21 protein-coding genes are annotated in these 19,886 nt (G+C 72.6%); 16 read left to right on the forward strand and 5 right to left on the reverse strand.

All coding sequences use genetic code 11. The annotated features are described in order from the left end of the window. Positions 1 to 25: 25 nt before the first annotated feature. Entirely contained in the window at positions 26 to 1,393 is a 1,368-nt protein-coding gene (locus IW249_RS24820) for an NsdA family TPR-like regulatory protein (protein ID WP_307788694.1), read from the reverse strand. Positions 1,394 to 1,571: 178 nt separating this feature from the next. Here IW249_RS24820 and IW249_RS24825 point away from each other — a divergent pair, with 178 nt between their 5' ends. The 3 genes from IW249_RS24825 to IW249_RS24835 all read left to right on the forward strand — a co-directional run bounded on the left by IW249_RS24825 (position 1,572) and on the right by IW249_RS24835 (position 4,517). Further along, on the forward strand, positions 1,572 to 1,733 hold the full coding sequence (locus IW249_RS24825) for a hypothetical protein (RefSeq protein ID WP_196922958.1): 162 nt from the start codon (positions 1,572 to 1,574) through the stop codon (positions 1,731 to 1,733). Then, entirely contained in the window at positions 1,730 to 2,872 is a 1,143-nt protein-coding gene (locus IW249_RS24830; RefSeq protein WP_307788695.1) for a helix-turn-helix domain-containing protein, read from the forward strand. The genes IW249_RS24825 and IW249_RS24830 overlap by 4 nt, the downstream gene beginning before the upstream one ends. Before the next feature lie 295 nt (positions 2,873 to 3,167). Further along, complete coding sequence (locus tag IW249_RS24835; protein ID WP_196922959.1) at positions 3,168 to 4,517, forward strand: class I adenylate-forming enzyme family protein; 1,350 nt, start codon at positions 3,168 to 3,170, stop codon at positions 4,515 to 4,517. Here the strand turns inward: IW249_RS24835 and IW249_RS24840 are convergent. Further along, positions 4,445 to 5,119 carry a 4'-phosphopantetheinyl transferase family protein gene (locus tag IW249_RS24840; protein WP_196922960.1) on the reverse strand — a complete coding sequence of 225 codons (675 nt, stop codon included), beginning with the start codon at positions 5,117 to 5,119 and terminating at the stop codon, positions 4,445 to 4,447. The genes IW249_RS24835 and IW249_RS24840 overlap by 73 nt on opposite strands. 15 nt (positions 5,120 to 5,134) lie before the next feature. Between IW249_RS24840 and IW249_RS24845 the strand changes: the two genes are divergently transcribed. From IW249_RS24845 to IW249_RS24900, 12 genes are all read left to right on the forward strand, one after another. Next, a complete protein-coding gene (locus IW249_RS24845) occupies positions 5,135 to 5,401 on the forward strand; it encodes an acyl carrier protein (protein ID WP_196922961.1) in 267 nt (88 codons plus the stop codon). After that, a complete protein-coding gene (locus IW249_RS24850; protein WP_112638592.1) occupies positions 5,401 to 5,646 on the forward strand; it encodes an acyl carrier protein in 246 nt (81 codons plus the stop codon). Before IW249_RS24845 ends, IW249_RS24850 begins: the two co-directional genes overlap by 1 nt. Continuing rightward, positions 5,639 to 6,778 (forward strand): beta-ketoacyl synthase N-terminal-like domain-containing protein, encoded by a 1,140-nt coding sequence (locus IW249_RS24855; RefSeq protein ID WP_196922962.1) that lies wholly within the window; start codon positions 5,639 to 5,641, stop codon positions 6,776 to 6,778. The genes IW249_RS24850 and IW249_RS24855 overlap by 8 nt, the downstream gene beginning before the upstream one ends. A gap of 161 nt (positions 6,779 to 6,939) precedes the next feature. After that, positions 6,940 to 7,377 carry a beta-ketoacyl synthase chain length factor gene (locus tag IW249_RS34420; protein ID WP_307788696.1) on the forward strand — a complete coding sequence of 146 codons (438 nt, stop codon included), beginning with the start codon at positions 6,940 to 6,942 and terminating at the stop codon, positions 7,375 to 7,377. Continuing rightward, positions 7,374 to 8,990, forward strand: coding sequence for a class I adenylate-forming enzyme family protein (locus IW249_RS24865; RefSeq protein ID WP_196922964.1), 1,617 nt, complete (start codon positions 7,374 to 7,376; stop codon positions 8,988 to 8,990). The genes IW249_RS34420 and IW249_RS24865 overlap by 4 nt, the downstream gene beginning before the upstream one ends. Next, the gene (locus IW249_RS24870; RefSeq protein WP_196922965.1) at positions 8,987 to 10,225 is read left to right on the forward strand and encodes a beta-ketoacyl-[acyl-carrier-protein] synthase family protein; all 1,239 of its coding nucleotides are present in this window, start codon (positions 8,987 to 8,989) and stop codon (positions 10,223 to 10,225) included. The genes IW249_RS24865 and IW249_RS24870 overlap by 4 nt, the downstream gene beginning before the upstream one ends. A gap of 75 nt (positions 10,226 to 10,300) precedes the next feature. Beyond that, complete coding sequence (hppD, locus tag IW249_RS24875) at positions 10,301 to 11,392, forward strand: 4-hydroxyphenylpyruvate dioxygenase (protein ID WP_196922966.1); 1,092 nt, start codon at positions 10,301 to 10,303, stop codon at positions 11,390 to 11,392. After that, positions 11,389 to 12,297 (forward strand): phytanoyl-CoA dioxygenase family protein, encoded by a 909-nt coding sequence (locus IW249_RS24880; protein WP_196922967.1) that lies wholly within the window; start codon positions 11,389 to 11,391, stop codon positions 12,295 to 12,297. The genes hppD and IW249_RS24880 overlap by 4 nt, the downstream gene beginning before the upstream one ends. 1 nt (position 12,298) lies before the next feature. Further along, positions 12,299 to 13,090 (forward strand): DUF3050 domain-containing protein, encoded by a 792-nt coding sequence (locus tag IW249_RS24885; RefSeq protein WP_196922968.1) that lies wholly within the window; start codon positions 12,299 to 12,301, stop codon positions 13,088 to 13,090. Next, positions 13,087 to 14,058 (forward strand): thiamine pyrophosphate-dependent dehydrogenase E1 component subunit alpha, encoded by a 972-nt coding sequence (locus IW249_RS24890; RefSeq protein WP_196922969.1) that lies wholly within the window; start codon positions 13,087 to 13,089, stop codon positions 14,056 to 14,058. The genes IW249_RS24885 and IW249_RS24890 overlap by 4 nt, the downstream gene beginning before the upstream one ends. Before the next feature lie 28 nt (positions 14,059 to 14,086). Then, on the forward strand, positions 14,087 to 15,055 hold the full coding sequence (locus IW249_RS24895) for an alpha-ketoacid dehydrogenase subunit beta (RefSeq protein WP_196922970.1): 969 nt from the start codon (positions 14,087 to 14,089) through the stop codon (positions 15,053 to 15,055). Beyond that, positions 15,052 to 16,410, forward strand: coding sequence for a hypothetical protein (locus tag IW249_RS24900; RefSeq protein ID WP_196922971.1), 1,359 nt, complete (start codon positions 15,052 to 15,054; stop codon positions 16,408 to 16,410). Before IW249_RS24895 ends, IW249_RS24900 begins: the two co-directional genes overlap by 4 nt. Positions 16,411 to 16,490: 80 nt before the next feature. Here IW249_RS24900 and IW249_RS24905 read toward each other — a convergent pair whose 3' ends face one another. Both IW249_RS24905 and IW249_RS24910 read right to left on the reverse strand, forming a co-directional pair. After that, positions 16,491 to 17,174 (reverse strand): SGNH/GDSL hydrolase family protein, encoded by a 684-nt coding sequence (locus IW249_RS24905; protein ID WP_196922972.1) that lies wholly within the window; start codon positions 17,172 to 17,174, stop codon positions 16,491 to 16,493. 39 nt (positions 17,175 to 17,213) lie between these two features. Then, positions 17,214 to 18,152 (reverse strand): sialidase family protein, encoded by a 939-nt coding sequence (locus IW249_RS24910; protein ID WP_196922973.1) that lies wholly within the window; start codon positions 18,150 to 18,152, stop codon positions 17,214 to 17,216. Between the two features lie 221 nt (positions 18,153 to 18,373). On the opposite strand from IW249_RS24910, the gene IW249_RS24915 reads away from it, so the two are divergent. Next, positions 18,374 to 18,949: a hypothetical protein gene (locus IW249_RS24915; protein WP_196922974.1), complete on the forward strand. Its 576-nt coding sequence runs from the start codon at positions 18,374 to 18,376 to the stop codon at positions 18,947 to 18,949. A gap of 22 nt (positions 18,950 to 18,971) precedes the next feature. Here IW249_RS24915 and IW249_RS24920 read toward each other — a convergent pair whose 3' ends face one another. After that, positions 18,972 to 19,865, reverse strand: a complete 894-nt coding sequence (locus tag IW249_RS24920; RefSeq protein WP_307788697.1) for an aminoglycoside phosphotransferase family protein — start codon at positions 19,863 to 19,865, stop codon at positions 18,972 to 18,974. Positions 19,866 to 19,886 lie beyond the last annotated feature (21 nt).

Below are 19,886 nucleotides of genomic sequence, written 5' to 3' on the forward strand. Positions count from 1 at the left end.
GGACCCCTTCGCGCGGAGCGGCTGTTCACGAGGCGATGAGGTCCCGGGCGTCCTGACAGAAACGGCGGACGGTGGGAGTGCGCCGGTACGGGGCCAGCGCGCCAACCAGATTGCGGACATGCTTGATGCACCTGGTGGAGGTGACCTGCCCGGTCAGGGTCTGCACGGCCTGGTCGCCGAGGGCGAGCGCCTTGTCCAATTCGGGGTGTTCCTGCTGGACGTACGTGGTCGCGAGCAACGCGTTACGCAGTGCGCCCTCGCGGGTGTACTCGTTGCTCTGTAGCCGCAGGGCTGCCCGCAGGTGGTCACGAGCGCGCGGCCAGTCTTCGAGCTTGACGAAGCAGTAGCCGGCCTGCGCGTGGGCCTGCGCCTCGTTGATCCAGTAGGACCAGTCGGGGTCGCCGTGCTCCGGCCGGCTGTCCGTGAACCTGTCGAATGCGTTGTCGAGCGCACGGCGGGTGTCGGTTACGGACCGGTTGTTGGCATACGCCTCGGCGGCCCGCAGATCGAGGATCGTCTCCACCTTGGGGCTCGTAGCCGGATAGCTGGCTCGCGCGGTCTCCGCGAGGGTCACGGCCTGGCGGAGCTGACCGAGATCCTTGGCCTGGCAGGACATGAAGCCGAGGATGTTCGCGCCGAGGCCGCGATCACCGGCCGCGTTGGCCTGATAGAGGCCAGCGATCCAGAACCGCTGCGCCTGGGTGTGGTGGCCGTCGTCGAAGGAGAGCCAACCGGCGAGGCGCAGCAGTTCACCGGCGGTGCCGTGCAGCCGCCGGCCGACCGAGTCGGTATAGCTGCGTTCGCGCAGCACCTCGACCACTGTGCTCAGGTGCTTCCGGACCAGCCCCAGAGTCTGACCGCTACCGAGGTGGTCGTCCATCCGCCGCAGGCTGGCGGTCACCGCGTCCAGGTGGTCCACGACGTCGCCCGACACGGGCCGGCCTGCGGTCGATGCGATGTTCTGCGGTGGTTGGGCGATCAGCCACTCGTGCGCCGGTGATGTCAGTGCGGAACCGAGCAGAGTGAGGAACATCCGTCGGTGCGTCATCCCCTCAGGTTCGTTCACCACCTCGCCCGCCCGCAAGGCCCCGCCTGAGGACCAGGGCAGATCAAGACCGGCCGAGGCTGGAACGGCCTCGAACCCGTCGCTCGGCCAACCCAGCTCGTCGATACCAACCGTCCGCTGCAACACCTCGGACAGCAGCGCCGATGTCAACGACGGCCACGGTGCCCGGGGAACGTCGCCCTTCCTCCACTTGTACGGCGTCTTGAGGTGTAGCCGCTCTGTCCGCCCGTGCCGCCCGGCGCACTCGTTGAGACGTCGAGCGAACTGCTCCGGCTGCCAGCCCACCTCGGCCAGCAACCGCGTCAACGCCTCTCCACTCGGTGCCACCGTCCAGCCTCCTCGTTTGTAGCGACCGCCACACGAACAGTAGCGATTCGGTCCGACACCGGGTGGTTGTGGCACTCGTGGGCACTGATAGGCACCGAGCGCACCTGCCTTTGCGACCCTCGGCACGGAGTCCACTGGACACGTCAGGACGAGCGGGGTCGAGTCACGATGGCGAGCTGTGAAAGCGAAGGTGCTTGTGGTTTCCGAAGTGGTGGCGTTGATCTTTGGTGGGCTGGTGCCGGGGTTCCTGCTCGGGTTGCTGGCGTTCCGGGTGAAGTCGAGGTGGTGTCCCCACTGTGGGCAGCCCACCCAGGCGCTGCCGCAGGGGCAGGACGGGTGACCCGGCCAATGCCGGAGCGTGACGAGCCGGTCGGGCGGCGGGTGGCCCGGTGGCGGGTGCGTCGCCGGATGACCCAGCAGATGCTCGCCGACCGGCTCGGCAAGTCGAAGAGCTGGGTAGACAAGGTCGAGCGCGGCGTTCGCAACCTGGACCGCTACTCAGTCGTCCAGGAGATCGCCGAGGTTCTGCGCCTCGACCCGACCGTGCTGCTTGACCCCCGCAGGCCACCACCAACGGCGGCCCCCGCCCTCGACGGCATCGACGCGGTCCGCGCCGCCCTGGCCCACTACCACCAACGCCGCCCCCGAGTTGTGTCCGCAGACGAGGTGGAACGGCACGTCGCGCACGCCTGGCTCAGCTACCAGCACGCCCACTACGCCCAACTGCTCAGGGCGCTGCCCGCCCTGCTCGACGCCACCGACGGCACACTGGGGCTGCTGGTGTCCGTGTACCGGATCACCGCCTCGGTGCTCGTCAAGCTCGGCGAACCCGACCTCGCCTGGCTGGCCGCGGACCGGGCCGTCGCCGCCGCCACCGGTGACGCCATCCGCACCGGCACCGCCACGATCGCCGTAGCGCAGGCGCTGCGCGCCCTGGGCCGCGACCGCCTCGCCCTCACCGCGTCCGTCGCCGCCGTGGGCACGGCCGCCCACGATGGGGTACGCGGAACACTGCTGCTCCAGGCCGCCATGGCTGCTGCCGGCTGTGGCGACGGCCGCCGCGCCGACGACCTGATCGACCATGCCACCGCGTTGGCCGAGCGGTGTACGGGCACCGACGACCCGCACCACACCGCGTTCGGCCCTGCCACCGTGCGGCTGGCCCGCTTTGTCAGCGCCCTGCACCTTGGCGACTCCGCCCAGGCCGTGTACCGCCACGAGAAGGCCATTCGCGGCGACGACTGGCATCGACTACCCGCAGAGCATCGCGCCGCCCACCTCATGGACGCCGCCCGCGCCTACCTCCATAACGGCGATGTCGCCGCTGCCGGGCGCGCCCTGGCCGACGCCGACACCGTCGCGCCCGCCGAGGTCCGTTACCGGCCCGCCGCCCGTACCCTTATCGCCGAGATCGCCCGCAGCGGCCGGGCGACCGCCAGCGTGGCGCGACTGGCCACCCTCGTCGGACTCACCCGGTGAGCGTGACGCCATCGGCCGTCCGGCTGGGGCCACGCGACGGTTGTACGAGGCGTCATGCCTCGGTGACGCTCCGCCGGATCGCCCGCCCGATCCTGCCCGCCGAACGGGCTGTCGGCAATCCGGCTGGCCGCTGCTTTTGATCCATCCATTCGCATCTAGCAATGGCCCTGTGGGCGTCGTATGGTTCCCCGCAGCACCCCGACAAGCGTACGTGATGGGCGGATTCGCCCTCTTTCATGCTGGGCGGTGAACGGCAGTGACGGCAGAAGATCCTACGGCGACAGACCCTGGCTGGGTGGATGAAGTCCTCTTCGGGGGCCACCCGACCGACGTTTGTCTCCGTCTGCCCGACCCCGTCGACCGGGGCACCCTGCATCGGTTGGTCTCCGCCGCGCAGGACCGGCTGACCGCCGCCGGACTGCGCCCCGGTGGCGCCGCGGCGCTGCGGTTGCCGCCGTCGCTGGCGTACGTGGTGAACCTGCTCGCCACCTGGCGCGCCGGGGGGCAGGCGATCCTGCTCGACCACCGGCTCACCGACCACGAGGTGGACCGCGCGCTGCGCCGGTTGACCCCGCAGGTGATGGTCGCCCCGGTGCGGACCGGTGGCGGCGCGCTGAAGATCTTCGTCGACGTCACCGAGGGCGTCACCCGGTACGCCGACCGCCCGGCGGTCAGCGGCCACGCCGTGATCCAGCTCAGCTCCGGCTCCACCGGCCCGTCCAAGGTGATCGGCCGCACCGCCGCCGCCCTGGTCGCCGAGGTGCACCGCTACACCCGGATCGACGGGGTGGCGCTGCCCGGCGAGCGGATCATCCTGCTGCCGTCGATGGTGCACGTGCTCGGCCTGGTCGGTGGCCTGCTCTACGGGCTGCACGCCGGGGTCGAGCTGGTGCCGCCGGAGCGGCTCAGCGGCGACGCCGTGCTGGCCGCGATCAGCGCCGGCACCACACCGGCCACCGTCCTCGGTGTGCCGTTCCACATCGGACTGCTCGCCTCCACCCGCCCGACCGGGCCATTGCCGCAGTTGCGGCGGATGACCACCGGGGGCGAGCTGGTGCCGGCGGCCGTCGCCCGGGCGTTCACCGACCGGTACGGGGTGCCGCTGGGCAACATGTACGGGATGACCGAGGTCGGGGTGATCGGCACCGACCTGTACGGGGCGCACCGACCGTCGATCGCCCCCGCGCCCGGGATCGAGGTCCGGGAGTCCGGCGGTGAGCTGTGGGTGTCCTGCCCGGCGTCGCCGTACGTCGGACTGAGCGACCCGACCCGGTGGTCCGACGGCTGGCTGCACACCCGCGACGCCGGCACCGTCGATGAGCACACCGGCCTGGTCACGGTGCGCGGTCGACTCGACTCGCAGGTCTCCGTCGGCGGGATGAAGGTCGACCTGACCGAGGTGGAGGCCACCGTCGCCGAGCTGACCGGGGTGGCCGCCGCCGTGGTGGTCTGGGACGACGGCATCACCGCGTACGTCCAACCCGACGGCCCGCTGTCGGAGGAGACGCTGGACAAACTCCTGGCCGAGCGGTTGGCCGGCTACAAACGGCCCAGGGTGCTGCACCTGCTCGATCAGTTGCCCCGTACCACCACCGGCAAGCTGGTCCGCTCGACCGACGTGCTGCGTTCGGCGGTCACCCCGTGACCGGGCCACTGCACCACCTCGACGTCGACAGGCGCGTTCGCGTGCGCGGCGACGGCCAGGACGAGGCCCCCGTCCAGGTGCGGGTGACCGACCCGCAGGTGCTCGACACCGGGCACCGGCCGCAACGGCAGCCCCGGCGGCGGCATCAGCCGGCGCAGCCCGTCGTCCCGCAACCCCCGCCCGAGCGCCTTGCCGACCGCCTCCTTCGCGGTCCACAGCCGCAGGAAGTCCACAGTCCGGCCAGCCTCGGGCCGATCGCCCAACCAGGCCAGCTCGGTGGGCGGGAACCAGCGGCGGGCCAGCGCGAGCGCCGGCAGCGGGCGGATCCGCTCCACGTCCACCCCGACGGCGCCAGCGCGGCGGGCGGCGACCACCACCAGCCCGGCGGTGCGGCTGACGCTGACCGCCAACCCGACGTCGTCGACCCTGACGACCGGCCGTCCTTTGCGGTCGTGCGTCAGCACCACAGCGGTCTCCGCGCGACCGAGCAGCAGCGAACCCGCCCGCCGCACCAGCACAGCGGCCGGATCCGGCTGACCGCCGGTGTCCCGGCCGACCCACACGTAGACGGTGTCCCGACCGGACACCGTCAACTGATCCACGCAGAGAGGGTATCCATGAGAGCCGAGGTCCGCGCCTTCGTCGTCGAGCAGCTCGCCGACATGAACTACGACGTCGAGGGGCTCGACGACGACACCACGCTCGGTCCGTCCGGCGTCGACCTGGAGTCTCTCGCCCTGGCCGACCTGTCCGTCCGGGTCGAGGACCGTTACGGCCTGACGTTCGCCGACGACGAGTCGGAGCAGCTGGCCCTCATGACGGTCGGCGAGTTCACCACAATGGTCGCCAACCGCGTCACCGAGGCGACGAGCGACAAAGCCTGATGAGCGGTCAGCCCGATCTGGGGCGAGCTGACCTGATGACCATGCTCGCCGAACTCACCGCGAAACCGGCTGCCGAGGTGTCCGACCGGATCGGCTCGATGGAGCTTGCCTGGCTGGTGCACCTCGTCGAGCAGCGCTACGACTGCCGGCTCGACCTCACCGACGACGAACTGGCCGGTATCCGTACCGTCGACGACGCCCTGGTGGTGTTCCGGGCGTCGCTGACCGCCTCCGCAGATGGTTGAGGCGCGCGTCGCCCAGCTCACCGGCGTGTACGCGGTCAGTGCCCTGGGGCGGGGCGCCGACGCGCAGCTCGCCGGTGCGCTGGCCGGGGTGCCGGCGTTCGGACCGGTGAGCCGGTTCGACACCGCTGCCCGCCGGGTCACAGTGGCGGCCACGGTGCCCGAGGTGGGCACGCTCCCCGACGAGCTGGCCGCCGCGATCGACGCGGCCTGCCGGGCGGCCGGCCTGGACCGTGCGCAGCGCACGGGCTGCGCCCTGCTGCTCGCCGTGCACGGCGGCCCGGCCCTCGGTGCGGGCCCCGCCGCCGGTGCAGGCCCGGCCCTCGGTACGGCCCCGGCCGTGCTCGCCGGTCAGCTCGCCGCTCGATGTGGACTGTCCGGTCACACCCGGGTCTACACCAGCGCCTGCGTGTCGGCGAGCACGGCGGTGGCCGACGCCGCCGCCCAGATCACCCGCGGTGACGTCGAGCGGGTGGTGGTCGCGGCCGGCTACCTGGTCGAATCGGACCAGTTCGCGCTCTTCGACGCCGGTCGCGCCCTCGCTGTCGACGGGGCGGTCCGCCCGTTCAGCGCCGGCCGGCGGGGGTTGCTACTGGGTGACGGCGTGGTCGCGGTGGTGCTGGAATCGAGCACCGGCCGGCGACGCGGCGTCGATCCGGTGGCCACAGTGGTCGGTTGGGGGCGGGCCGGCGACGCGTTCCATCCCTGCCAGCCGGAGCCCGGCGGCACCGGACTGGCCCGCGCTGTCGACGCCGCGCTGCGCCGGGCAGGGCTGCCACCGGACGCCGTCGGCTACGTCAACGCCAACGCCACCGGTACCGCGCAGAGCGACGCCGCCGAGGCAGCCGCCCTGCGTCGGGCCCTCGGCGGGCATGGCACCCGGGTCGCGGTCAGCTCCACGAAGTCGGTGCACGGGCACGCGTTGGAGGCGTCCGGGCTGCTCGAACTGGTGGTCACCGCCCTCGCGCTGCGCCACGGCGAGCTTCCGGTCAACGCCGGCTGGCTAGGACCCGACGACTCCTGCCCCCTGAACGTCGTCAAGGACCAACCACAGAAGACGACGGCAACCCACGCCCTGACCCTCAACGCCGCCTTCGGCGGCGCCAACACCGCTCTCCTGGTCGGCGTCGGATGACCGCCCCCCACTCCCCGCGATCTTGCACTTTCTGCCCCGACGAATCCGACCAACCACTCGAAACGACGACCGAAACCGCAAGATCGGCGGGGGAGGGGGCCGGGGAGAGGGCGCGGGCCTGCTGGCCTGAGGGTGGGGACGTCGCGGGTGCGGCGGCGGGGGTGCCGGGGTTCGTGCACTCGGACTTCGCGCCGGTGGTGGTGGTCGTCGCGGAGCGGTGTCTGCGGCGGGGGTACGGGTCGGCGGGGGTGCCCGCTGGAGTGCGGACGGGGATCGTGCTGGTCAGCGCCAGCGGCGATCTCGCCAGCGCCCAGCACGTACGGGAGACCGTCGAGGCCGGCGGGCGGGTCGGCCCGCTGTTCTTCTTCCAGTCCGTGCCCAACAGCGTCGCCGGGCACATCGCGGCCCGCTGGGACCTGCGCGGCCCGGTGGTCTGTCTCAGCCCGACCGGCGACCCGTACAGCGACGGCGTCGCCGAGGCCGACCTGCTGCGCGACGACGGCGACGCCGACGAGGTGTTGCTGATCCTGATCGAACAGGCACCCGACCGGCCGACCGAGGCGGTCGCGGTGCTGCTGGGGGGAGGAGCACGACAATGAGGACGCGGGGACTGCGCGGCGCACTGGCCGCCGACACCGAGCTGGGTGCGGGCAACGTCCTGGCCCGGGTACTGGCGCACGGCGCCGACCCGGACGGGCCCGGCCTGACCTTCGACACCGCCGTCGACGGGCACCCGGCCGAGACGCCACTGACGCTGGGGCAGCTCGACGAGCGGGTCGCCGCCCGCGCCGCCTGGCTGCACGAACAGGGGGTACGCCCCCGCGACCCGGTCGCCGTCTGGGCCACCGCCGCCGCCGACATGGTGCTCAGCTTCCTGGCGTTGGCCCGGCTCGGGGCGATCCCGGCGCTGATGAACGGCAAACTCCGTCCGGAGATCGCCGCCGAGTACATCCGCCGCCTGCGGGGCGTCGGTGTGCTGGCCGACGACGCGCACACCGCGCTGCTGGCCGGGCACGACCTCGGCGTACCGCTGCTCGGCACCCCCGCGCAGGCCGGCGCTGGTGACCCGGCCACGGCCCCGGCGCACTACCGGCACCACCCGGACGACCCGATCGTGATCACCCACACCTCCGGGACGACCGGGGTGCCCAAGGCGGTGCTGCACTCGCACGCCAGCCTGTTCGCGGCCACCCGGCACCTGCTCACCATGCCGCAGGCGCAGGGCACCACCCGGATCCTCAACGCGCTGCCCGCCCCGCACACCGCCACGGTGCTGATGGTCAACCAGGCGCTGGGCAACCGCGCGCAGATGTTCCTGCTGTCCGAGCAGGGCGGCGAGCGGGTGCTGGACGCGATCCAGCGCTGGCGCCCCGACGGGGTGTTCGGTTTCTCGGTCACCTGGGCGGAGCTGGCCCGCTTCGACCTGTCCGGGTACGACCTGGACTCGGTACGGCTGTGGTTCAACACCGGCGACGCCTCGCACGAGCCGCACATCCGTCGCCTCGTCGCGGTCGGTTGGCACGACACGGTCACCCGCGACGGGGTGGCGAAGGTGCCCGGTTCGGTCTTCATCGACGGTCTGGGCTCCAGCGAGATGGGGCACTCCATGTTCCACATCACCCACCGCGCCGACACCGACCGGTACGGCCGCTGCATCGGCCGCCCGTACCGGTTCACCAAGGTCGCGGTGCTCGACGCCGACGGCGGCCCGGTGCCGGTCGGCGAGGTGGGTTTCCTGGGCATCGACTCGCCGTCGCTGTTCCGGGGCTACTGGAACGACTCGGTCACCACCCACCGCTTCCGCCAGCGCGGCTGGTACCTCACCGGGGACCTGGTCCGTGCCGACGCCGACGGCCGTTACTACCACCTGGACCGGGCGGTCGACTCGGTCGACGCCGGTGACGGGCGGCGCTTCTACACAGCGCTGTCCGAGGAGCGGATCCTCGCGGCCTGCCCGGACGTCACCGACTGCACTGTGGTGATCGTTGCCGAGGCCGGCGTGGTCGTCACCGACGTGCTGCTGGAGTTGGCCGCCGGCGCCGACGAGGCCGAGGACCGCACCGAGCGGGTCCGCACCGCCCTCGGCCCGGACGTCGGCGCCACACTGCGCCGGGTCGTGCCGGTGCGCTCCGCCGACATCCCGGTCACCGTGACCGGCAAGGTCCGCAAGGTGGTCCTGCGCGAGCGCTACCTCACCGAGGCCCCTTCATGACCGCATTGATCACGGGGATGGGTCTGTTCACACCGGTCGGGCGGGGCGTCGAGGAGACCTTCGACGCGCTGACCACCGGCCGGTCCGGGCTGACCCGCCCGCCCGAGGGACACCCGGTCAGCGAGTCGCTGGACGTCGCCGGGCTGCTGCCCGACATCGACCCGCGGACCGTCGCGTCCGGGCCGGAGACACGGGTGCTGGACCGGATCGTCGTCCTCGCCCTGCTCGCCGCCGCCGACGCCCTCACCGACGCCGGCATCGAGGTGGGCCGCGACGTCGACCCCGATCGGATCGGTGTGATCGTCGGTGGGGTCGGGGGGATGGCCACCCTGGAGTCGCAGGTGCTGGCCCGGGCGGCCCGGGGGCGGGCGGCGGTCAGCCCGTACCTGCTCACCGGGATCCTGCCGAACATGCCGGCGGCGCGGATCGCCATCGCGCACGGCATCCGCGGCTACAGCTCGTCGGTCGGCACCGCCTGCGCCTCCGGCGCACAGGCGGTCGCCGACGGGGTCCGGCTCATCGCGACCGGAGAGGTCGACGTGGTGCTCTGCGGGGCCAGCGAGGCACCGCTCTTCCCGACCTTCGCCGACACCTTCGGCAACGCGCGGGCGTTGGCGCGCGCCGGCACCGACCCGGGCCGGGCGAGTCGGCCGTTCGACACCTCCCGCAGCGGGTTCGTCCTGTCCGAGGGTGCCGCGCTGCTGGTGCTCGAACGCGCCGAGCACGCGGCGGCGCGTGGCGTCGTCGGGTACGCCGAGGTGGCCGGCCACGGCGCGACGACCGACGCGTACCACCCGACCGCCCCGCGCCCGGACGGCGCCGGCGCGGCGGCGTGCATCCGCCGGGCGCTGCGCAGCGCCGGTGTGCCGGCGGCGGCGGTCGGTTACGTCAACGCGCACGGCACCGGCACGAAGCTCGGTGACATCGCGGAGACCACCGCCCTGGCCGACGTCTTCGGCGTCGGCGGTGTGCCGGTCAGCTCCACCAAGTCGCTCACCGGTCACCTGCTCGGTGCCTCCGGGGTGCTGGAGGCGGCGGCCACCGCGCTGGCGCTCGGTCGGGGGCTGCTGCCGCCGACGTACCACCTCGACGATCCGGATCCGGCCTGCCCGGCGGACCACATCCGTGGCACCCCCCGCAAGGCCGACCTGGAGTACGCGGTCACCAACTCGTTCGGGTTCGGCGGCCAGAACGTGAGCCTGCTGCTGGCCCGCGTCGCCGAGCCGAGGGGGTGATCGGGGCGGCATCCCGGGCGGTGAGTGCCCGGACGGCAACACAGGGGGAATCGGGTGGGAAGGGTTTCAGGGGACATGGACATCCGTGGTATCGACCACATCGAACTCTACGTGGGGGACGCCCGACAGGCGGCCTTCTACTTCAGCACCGCCGTCGGCTTCGAGATCTGTGGCCAGGGTGGCCCGGAGACCGGGCTGGCGGGGCAGCGCACAGTGCTGCTCTGCCACGGCGACATCCGGTTGCTGCTCACCTCCGGGTTGAGCGCCGAGCATCCGGCCGCGCGGTACGTGCAGCGCCACGGTGACGGCATCGCTGTCGTCGCCGTCGAGGTCGACGACGTGTCGGCCGCGTACGCCGAGCTGGTGGGTCGGGGTGCGACAGGAGTGACGCCACCGACCACCCGCACCGGCGCGGACGCCGAGGTGGTGATCGCCGAGGTGGACGGCTTCGCCGACGTGCGGCACCGGCTGGTGCAGCGCCGGGGTGACCGGGGCGAGTTCCTGCCCGGCGCCATCACCGCTGCGGCGTCCACGACGGACGACCACCCGCCGGTGCTCGCCGAGATCGACCACCTGGCTGTCTGCGTGCCGCCCGGCCAGCTCGACGAGACGGTCCGGCACTTCGAAGCGCTGTTCGACTTCGCGCAGATCTTCGAGGAGCACATCGAGGTCGACGGACAGGGGATGAACTCCAAGGTGGTGCAGAGCCCGTCCGGGCGGGTCACAGTGGTCCTGCTCGAACCGGACCGCTCCCGGCGGCCCGGGCAGATCGACGCGTTCCTGGACCAGCACGCCGGTGGGGGAGTGCAGCACCTGGGGCTGCGCACCGACGACATCGTCGGCGCGGTGGAGGCGCTGGGCCGGCGCGGGGTGCGCTTCGCCGGCACCCCGGCCAGCTACTACGACGCCCTGGAGGCGCGGGTCGGCCGGGTGGACGCCCCGCTGGACCGGCTGCGTGAGCTGGGGGTGCTTGTCGACTCCGACCACGACGGTCAGCTGTTGCAGATCTTCGCCGAGTCGATGCACGTGCGTCGCACGCTGTTCCTGGAGCTGATCGAGCGGCGCGGCGCGCGGGGCTTCGGCAGCGGCAACATCAAGGCGCTCTACGAGGCCAAGGAACGGGAGTTGGCCGCCGTGGCGGCCACACCACAGGGGGTGGGGGCGTGAGCTTGACCGCCGAGGAGCAGGCGCTGCTGCCGTCCGACGACGACGTGCGGCACTACGCCGAGCACGGCTGGTACCTGTCGAAGAAGGTGTTCACCGACGACGAGGTGGACGCCCTCGCCGCCGCCGCGCAGCGCTACTACGACGGGGAGCGGGACCGGCGGCTGCCGGTACGCCCACCGAAGCTGGCCTACTGGGAGCAGTCCTTGGGCCCGGTGCAGCGGCACAACGACTACGTCCACCACGAACACGACGGGCTCGGCGCGATCCTGCGCAAGCCGCTGCTCGGCGCGGTCGCCGCCCGGCTCGCCCAGGCCGACGAGATCCGGGTCTTCCAGTCCACGCTGATCTACAAGCCGCCGATCTCCGGCGAGCCGAGCAACATCGTGCCCTGGCACTTCGACAAGCACTACTGGGCGTCCTCGTCGTCGGAGAAGATGCTCACCGCCTTCATCCCCTTCCACGACTGCGGGGAGGAGATGGGCACCATCACCATGGTCGACGGCTCGCACCGGTGGAAGGAGATCGGCGCGGACGACACTGTGGTGCGGCACTTCGCCGACCGGGACCGCAGCCAGCTCGAGGAGATGCTGGCCGAGAACGCCGCGTACAACGGCGCGGAGATCCGCAAGATCCCGATGGTGATCCCCAAGGGACACATGAGCTTCCACCACTGCCGCACCTACCACGGCAGCGGCCCCAACGTCAGCGGTCGCCCCCGGCAGGCGATCTCGCTGCACCTGCAGGACGGCGACAACGCCTGGCGGGAGTATCCGCTCTCCGACGGCACGCTCGCCGCGTACAACCACGACGTGCTGGTCCGCCGCACCCACGACGGGCGGCCGGACTACGCGGACCCCGACTACTGCCCGGTCATCTGGCGCCACCGCGCCCAGCAGGGAGGCTGACATGTCACGGTACGACTGGGGTAAGACGCACCCGGGCATCGAGCGGTTGGAGCGGGCGGTGACCGACCGGCGCGACGCCGTGGTCAAGCACCCGCTCTACGCCAACCTCGACACCCACCAGGCGCTGGTCACCTTCATGGAGCACCACGTCTTCGCGGTCTGGGACTTCATGTCCCTGCTGAAGTCGCTGCAACGGCAACTGACCTGCGTCACAGTGCCGTGGATCCCGACCGGGCCGACCGGCAGCCGCCGCCTCATCAACGACATCGTGATGGTCGAGGAGAGCGACGAACTGGGAGGCGGCTACATCAGCCACTTCGAGCTGTACGTGCAGGGCATGGCCGAGGCCGGCGCGGACACCACAGCGGTGAACGCCCTGATCGACAGGCTGCGCACCGGCCGGCCGGTCACCGAGGCGCTCGCCGAGGCCGGGGTGCCGGCCGCGTCGGCGAGGTTCGCCGCGACGACCTGGCAGATCATCGAGTCCACCCCGGTGCACTGCCAGGCGGCGGCCTTCGCGTTCGGTCGGGAGGACCTGATCCCGGACATGTTCACCCAGGTCGTCTCGGTCAACGAGAGCAGCGACCGGCTGCACGCGTTCGTCGACTACCTGGAGCGGCACATCGAGGTCGACGGCGAACAGCACACCCCGATGGCCATGCAGATGCTCGCCGACCTGTGCGGCGACGACGACACCAAGTGGCAGGAGTGCGCCGACACTGTCAACACTGCCCTCGCTGCCCGGGCCCGGCTCTGGGACGACATCCTGGCCGCCATCAAGGGGCCTGCGTGACCGACGCCGACCCGGTCCGGCTCTACCGCACGGTCCGGCTGATCCGCCGGTTCGAGGAACGGGCGGTGGAGCTGGTCCACGGCGGGCAGATCGTCGGCGGCATCCACCCGTACCTCGGTCAGGAGGGGATCGCCGCCGGCGTCTGCGCCGCGCTGGGTGCCGACGACGTGCTCGCCGGCACCCACCGCGGGCACGGGCACGTCCTGGCCCGCGGGGCCGACCCGGCCCGCATGCTCGCCGAGCTGTGCGGCCGGGTCACCGGCCTCAACGCCGGCCGGGGCGGTTCGATGCACGCCGCCGACCTGAGCATCGGCGTGCTCGGCGCCAACGCGATCGTCGGCGCCTCCGGGGCGATCATCACGGGCGCGGTCTGGGCCCACCGCCGCCGGGGCCGCGACACCGTCGGGGTGAGCTTCTTCGGCGACGGCGCGGTCAACGAGGGGATGCTGCTGGAGGCGTTCAACCTGGCCGCGCTCTGGCGGGTGCCGGTGCTGTTCGTCTGCGAGAACAACGGCTACGCCACCACCATGCCGGTCGCCGGCGCGGTGGCCGGCAGCATCGCCGGCCGGGCCGCCGCGTTCGACATCCCGGCCGTCCAGGTTGACGGTCAGGACCCCGAGACCGTACGCGTCGCCGCGTCCGCCGCCGTCGACCGGATGCGCGCCGGCGGCGGCCCCGAGCTGATCGAGGCCCGGACCTACCGCTTCGACGCCCACCACACCTTCGAACACGCGGTACGCCTCGACTACCGCCCGCCCGACGAGGTGAGCCGGGCCCGGGCCCGGGATCCGGTGCGCATCCAGGGTGAGCGCCTCACCGACACCGACCGCGCCGCCGTGGACGCCGAGGTCGAGGCGATCCTCGACGCGGCGGTGCGGTTCGCCCTGAACAGCCCGGAACCCGACCCGGCCGACGCGCTGACCTACCTGTACGCCAGCGGCCTGACCGCCCGCACCGGAGGTGGCTGAATGACCCCGCGCACCGGAGGTGGCTGAGGTGCCCCGACTGTCGTACCGCCGGGCCCTCACCCGGGCCCTCGCCGACGAGTTGGCCCGCGACGAGGCGGTGTTCCTGCTCGGCGAGGACGTCCAGGTGGGGGCGTCCCTGGTGACCACCGGGCTGGCCAAGCGGTTCGGCACCGACCGGATCCGGGACACCCCCCTGTCCGAGCAGGCGTTCACCAGCTTCGCCACCGGGGCGGCGCTGGCCGGGCTGCGGCCGGTGATCGAGTTCCAGATCCCGTCGCTGCTGTTCCTGGTCTTCGAACAGATCGTCAACCACGCGCACAAGTTCCCGCTGATGACCGGGGGCCAGTGCAGTGTCCCCGTCACCTACCTGGTGCCCGGCTCCGGTTCGCGTACCGGGTGGGCCGGGCAGCACTCCGACCACCCGTACAGCCTCTTCGCCCACGTCGGCGTGGTCACCGTCGTACCGGCCACCCCGGCCGACGCGTACGGGCTGCTGGTCACCGCGATCCGCCACGACGACCCGGTGGTGGTGTTCGCGCCGGCCGGCGCCATGGACCTGCGCGAGGACGTCGACGACCTGACGCCGGTGCCGCTGGGCCGGGGCCGGATCCACCGCTTCGGCGACGACGTGACAGTGGTCGCGATCGGGCACCTGGTGCACGACGCGCTCGCCGTCGCCGAGGAGCTGGCCGACCAGGTCTCGGTGGAGGTGTTCGACCCGCGCACCCTGTACCCGTTCGACATCGACGGTCTCACCGAGTCGGTGGCCCGCACCGGACGCCTCGTGGTGCTCGACGACGGTAACCGTTCCTGCGGCATGGCCGCCGAGATCATCGCATCGGTGGTGGAACGGGTCCGGCTGCTCGCCCCGCCACGCCGGGTCACCCGACCGGACGGGGCGGTGCTGCCGTTCGCCCCCGCACTGGACCGGGCCGTCCAGCCCGGCCGCGACCAGCTCGCCACCGCCATCCACCTGACCATGAAGGACGGATCATGATCGACCCGAACTATCAGTGGCCGGCGGCCGACCGGGCCTGGACCGACCTGCCGGAGCCGGCCCGTCGGGCCATGGTGGCCAGTGGGGCGGCGGCCTGGGAGCAGGTCTTCCACGGCCGGGCCACCTACAACAAGCAGTGGCGGTTGGCCCGCCCCCCGGTGCTCACCGCCGACGCCTGGCGGGAGCTCAACGAGGTCTGCGACCGGCTGGCCCAGCTCATCCTCGACGCCTGCCGTCGCCGGGCCGGCACCGCTGGTGAGCTGCGCCAGCTGCTCGGCGTACCGGCGGGGGAGACCCGACTGCTGGACGAGTCCGAGCCGCTGACCGAGGCGCTGCTGGCCGCGTACCGCCCGGACGTGATCTTCTCCGCCGGGGTGCCGAAGTTCGTCGAGTACAACATCGACAGCAGCCTCGGCGGCGGGTTCGACGCCGACACCGTCATCCAGCGGTACGCGCGCCTCTACCGGGAGCACGGGATCCTCGACGACCTGCCGGTGCGGGCCGCGCCGTCCCTGCTGGACCAGCGGTTCGTGGCGATCCGCGAGGAGCTGCGGCTGCCCGAGGGCGCCCGGGTGGCGCTGCTGATGGACTTCGACGGCGACTACCCGGGCCTCGACGACCCGCAGACGTTCATCCGGATCCTCGACCCCCTCGCCGTACGCGCCCGGGACTTCGGCATCGACCTGGTCATCGCCCCGGTGTCCACCGCCACGGTGGACGCCGGCAACCGCCTCGTCGTCGACGGCGCACCGGTCGACGCGCTGTTCCGGCTGTTCGTGCCCAACCGGGTCACACCGACCGCCGGCCTGGACGCGGTGGCAGTGGCCCTCGCCGCCGGCACCCTGCCGATGTTCGTGTCGGCGGCGGCCTGGCTGCTCGGCAACAAGGCCACATTCGGTTGGCTGTGGGAGGACGTGGACGGGCTGCCCGCCGACGACCAGACGCTGATCCGCCGGCACGTGCCGTACACGGTGCCGTTGACCGCCGCGGTGCTCGACCGGGCCATCGCCGAGCAGGCCACGTTGGTGGCGAAGCCGGCCGACGGTTCGGCCGGGCACGGTGTGCTGCTCGGCCCGGAGTTGAGCGCGGCGGACTGGGCCGACGGTGTGCGCGCCGCCGTCGACCAGGGCGGCGCCATCCTCCAGGAGTACCTACCGACCGACCGGGTGTCGATGGACTTCGTCCAGATCGAGACGGGCGAGACGGTCACCGCCGACGTCCCGTACTCGCTGGCCCCGTACCTGTTCGGCCGCCACGCCTCCGGCGGCCTGGCGAGGGTCGGCTATCCCGGCTGCGACGGAATCCTCAACCTGGCCCACGGCGTCCTCCTAACCGGAATCCTCCTAACCGACTGAACCACCCCCCGGGCCAATCTCCCGGTTGATCATGAGGTTAGCGGGGCTCTGGGTCGCTCCTGGCCTCGCCAACCTCATGATCACCCGGGTGAGGGGAGCCGGTGGGAGAGGGTGCGGAGGGTTTCGGCCGTTGCTATGGCGTCGCTGCGGGCGCTGCCGTGGCGGCCGTCGGTGCTGTAGAGGGTGGGGTCGGCCGTCAGGGGATGGTCGGTCAGGTGGACGTGGATCGTGTTCAGGCTCTCGGCCAGGTTTGCCGTGTGGGCGGACAGGCGGCGCATTCGTTCGCCCAGACCGGGCCGGAGGTGTTCGGGCACCGCCGGGCTGTGCGAGACGTCGAACATGCCCACGGTGATCACCTCGGCGCCCACATCGCGCAGCGCGGTGATCATCGCGGTCAGCTCGGCGTCCACCGCCTCCGCGTCGTACGCCGGGTGGAAGGCGTCGTTGCCGCCGCAGACGACCAGCGCCAGGTCCGGCGCGAAGGCCAGCGCCGGGGCAAGCTGGGTGGCACGCACCTGGTGCGCGCGCAGCCCGCGTCGACCCAGATTCCGGTACGCCAGCTCGGGGCGGACGGCGGTCAGCTCGGCGGCGACCCGGTCGACCCACTGCACGTCCGGGTAGCCGGGTGTCGGCTCACACATGCCCTCCACGACGCTGTCGCCGAGCGCCACGAACCGCCGCCACGGGTGCCCGTGCAGCAGGTCGACGGCCTCCCCGGGGCGCAGACAGTACGGGTCCGTCGATTCGTCCAACGTCGATGGCATGCCGGCACGCTAACCGGCCGGCGGGCTGCCCGGCCAGGCTCAGCCGGTCAACCTGACCTCGGCCAGGTAGACGTTTGTCCGCCCCTCGTGCGAGGAGTAGTAGCTCACCCACAATAGGTCGTCGTGCCAGACCAGGCCGGGGTAACTGGTGTCGCCGCCGGACGGCAGCGCGACCAGCTCGGTCAGCTCGCCCCGCTCGGGGTCGACGACGCAGATCGCGGTGCGGACCTCGCCGTCGTGCAGGCGCACCCCGGCCAGCAGCAGCCCGTCCGGCAGCCGGAGCAGCGTCGGCCCGCCCACCTGGACGCCCAGGTCGGTCCAGGTCCAGTCCCGGTACGGCGGCAGTGCCCGGCCGAGCTGCGCGCTCGCGGTGCCCGCGTCCCGCCGAAGCAGACAGAGGGCGGTGCCGTCCGGGGCGAAGACCAGACCGGACTCGTTGGGGTACCCGCCCTCGAACAGCGTCGGCACCCACTGCCGCAGGTCCACCCCGTCCGTGCTGCGGTAGAGCCGGGCGAACCTCGGCTCCCGGGTGGCGTAGCCGACGCCGTACATCGCGTCGTCGTGCCAGGCGGCCCGCCACACCCAGACGCCCGGCTCGCCCACCGGGATCGGATCGCCCCAGGCGTACCCGTCGGTGGAGAGCCAGGTCACCGTCTGGAACGTCTTGGTGGCCGCGCCGGTGGCGACCGCCGCCAGCAGTTGCAGTCGCCCGTCGGGTCGCGCCACGAAGCGCGGATCACGCAGGTCGGTGCCGGGCCGCGCGATGACGGTCGCGGAGGTCCAGGCCCGGCCGTCGGTCGACGTCAGTACCCGGATCACGCCGTCGTCGCTGAGGTGGGTGCGGGCCTCCCGGAAGGCGCAGAACCAGTTCCCGGCGTACCGGACGAGGTCGGTGAACGCGCTGTGCGGCGCGCTGTCGCCGATCCGGCGCACGGCGGTGACCTCGGCGGTGCGGCGGCGGGTGGGTGACGACGTCATGCGCTGCGGCCTCCAGGTGCGGTGACGACGGTCGACGCTAGCCGCCCCGGGCCGACGCCCGCGCGACCGGCAGCCGAACGTCCGACGAACAACGTGGGGGTGCTGTCGGATTGGCGTCGTGGGCGTCACGGCGTCGGCGCGCTGGGGTGGGCTGATGGCACCCGTCGCCCACGATGGGTGGTGGGCCGACAGCGGAATCGATCGGCGAGGGAGGTGACGGCATGCTCGGTTCGTTCCTTCAGGCCCTCGCGTCGAAATTGGTCGAGGAGATCCTCAAGCTTCTGGTGAAGTGGCTGGCGCCGAAGGCGCTGCGGTCGGTGCCGCACCGCGCCTCGCCGAACTGCCCACGCTGCGGCGGGTACGGGGTGCGCCGGTGGGCGCCCGGCGGCATGTGGATGTTCCTGCCGTCAGTGCTGGCCTTCGCCTGGGGTTTCGGGTTCACAGTGCTCGGTGTGCCGGTGGTCGTGCTCACTGTGGTCGCCGTGCTGGTCTCCGACGGCGTCGGCGGAGTGCCGACCGCGCTGCTCGCGCCGCTCGGCCTGCTGGTTCCCGCGGCGCTGATGGTCGCGGGCGCGTTCGGCCTGGCCCACTACCACAGCTACCCACCGAAGTGGTGCGCCCGCTGCCACGGCCGGTGGCCGCGCCGGGAGCGGGACGAATACCTGCGGGCGTCGGCGCTGGTGGTGACCTGCGGCTGCGGTCAGCGGCTCCGGGTGCCCCGGACTGCGGCCGGGACGCGACTGCGGTGCCCGCGCTGCCGTACCGAACACGCCACCCCGGCCGCGGCCGGGCGCTGACGGGCCACGGCCTCTAAGGGGTTCAGCGGGCCACGCGGTGCTCGGCGAGGAGTTCGCCGAGCACCCGCCCGGCCCACTCGGCCTTGGCCGGGTCCCGATCGTCGAGGGTGATCAGCGCCTTCCACAGCGCCCAGCCTCGTCCTCGGGCCCAGGTGGCGTCGTCCAGACCGAGCGCGGCGCGGAAGGCGGCCCGGCTGGGGCCGTGCAGCAGGGTCCAGGCGATCACTGTGTCGCAGGCGGGGTCGCCCACGCCGGAGCAGCCGAAGTCGATGACGGCGGCGAGCCGGCCGTCGCGGACCAGCAGGTTGCCGTCCGCGACGTCGCCGTGGAACCAGACCGGCGGCCCGGTCCAGGTGGCGTCGAGGGCGGCCTGCCAGATGCCGGTGACGACGTTGACGGGCACCCGGTCGCGATGCGTCTCGATCGCCGCCCGGGTCTCGGCGTCGTAGGTGGACAGCGGACCGCCCCGCCAGGCGCTGTGCGGGCCGGCCGCCGGGCCGTCGGTGGCGTCCACGCCGCGTAGGGCGCGCAGGAAGGCGGCGAGGTCGGTGGCGAACCGGGTCAGGTCGTCGATTCGCTCAGCGTGGGCGGTCCGCCCGTCGATCCACCGGTAGACCGACCACGGGTACGGGTAACCCGCCCCGGGCCGGCCGTGGCCGAGTGGGGTCGGCACCTCCACCGGCAGCTGCGGCCCGAGCACCGGCAGCCAGCGCTGCTCCTTGGCGACCTGGAGGGCGTACCCGGCGCCGCTGGGCAGCCGCACGCTCATCTCCCCGCCCAGGTGGAAGGTGCGGTTGTCCCAGCCGTCGACAGCGACGGGGCGGATCGGCAGCTCCGCCCACCGGGGGAACTGCTCGGCCACCAGTCGGCGGACCAGCGCCACGTCGATCCGGTCGGCCACTGCATCGTCGGTCACGGGGACGCCTGGCGGCGGCTG

The organism is Micromonospora vinacea (assembly GCF_015751785.1).
In the GTDB taxonomy this organism is placed as follows: Bacteria; Actinomycetota; Actinomycetes; order Mycobacteriales; family Micromonosporaceae; genus Micromonospora; species Micromonospora vinacea.

Coding starts and splice junctions, on each gene's coding strand:
- IW249_RS24855 (WP_196922962.1), top strand. CDS start 5,639: ATGGTTGAGGCGCGCGTCGCCCAGCTCACCGGCGTGTACGCGGTCAGT.
- IW249_RS24910 (WP_196922973.1), bottom strand. CDS start 18,152: ATGACGTCGTCACCCACCCGCCGCCGCACCGCCGAGGTCACCGCCGTG.
- IW249_RS24870 (WP_196922965.1), top strand. CDS start 8,987: ATGACCGCATTGATCACGGGGATGGGTCTGTTCACACCGGTCGGGCGG.
- IW249_RS24900 (WP_196922971.1), top strand. CDS start 15,052: ATGATCGACCCGAACTATCAGTGGCCGGCGGCCGACCGGGCCTGGACC.
- IW249_RS24905 (WP_196922972.1), bottom strand. CDS start 17,174: ATGCCATCGACGTTGGACGAATCGACGGACCCGTACTGTCTGCGCCCC.
- IW249_RS24885 (WP_196922968.1), top strand. CDS start 12,299: ATGTCACGGTACGACTGGGGTAAGACGCACCCGGGCATCGAGCGGTTG.
- IW249_RS24865 (WP_196922964.1), top strand. CDS start 7,374: ATGAGGACGCGGGGACTGCGCGGCGCACTGGCCGCCGACACCGAGCTG.
- IW249_RS24915 (WP_196922974.1), top strand. CDS start 18,374: ATGCTCGGTTCGTTCCTTCAGGCCCTCGCGTCGAAATTGGTCGAGGAG.
- IW249_RS24845 (WP_196922961.1), top strand. CDS start 5,135: ATGAGAGCCGAGGTCCGCGCCTTCGTCGTCGAGCAGCTCGCCGACATG.
- IW249_RS24850 (WP_112638592.1), top strand. CDS start 5,401: ATGAGCGGTCAGCCCGATCTGGGGCGAGCTGACCTGATGACCATGCTC.
- hppD (WP_196922966.1), top strand. CDS start 10,301: ATGGACATCCGTGGTATCGACCACATCGAACTCTACGTGGGGGACGCC.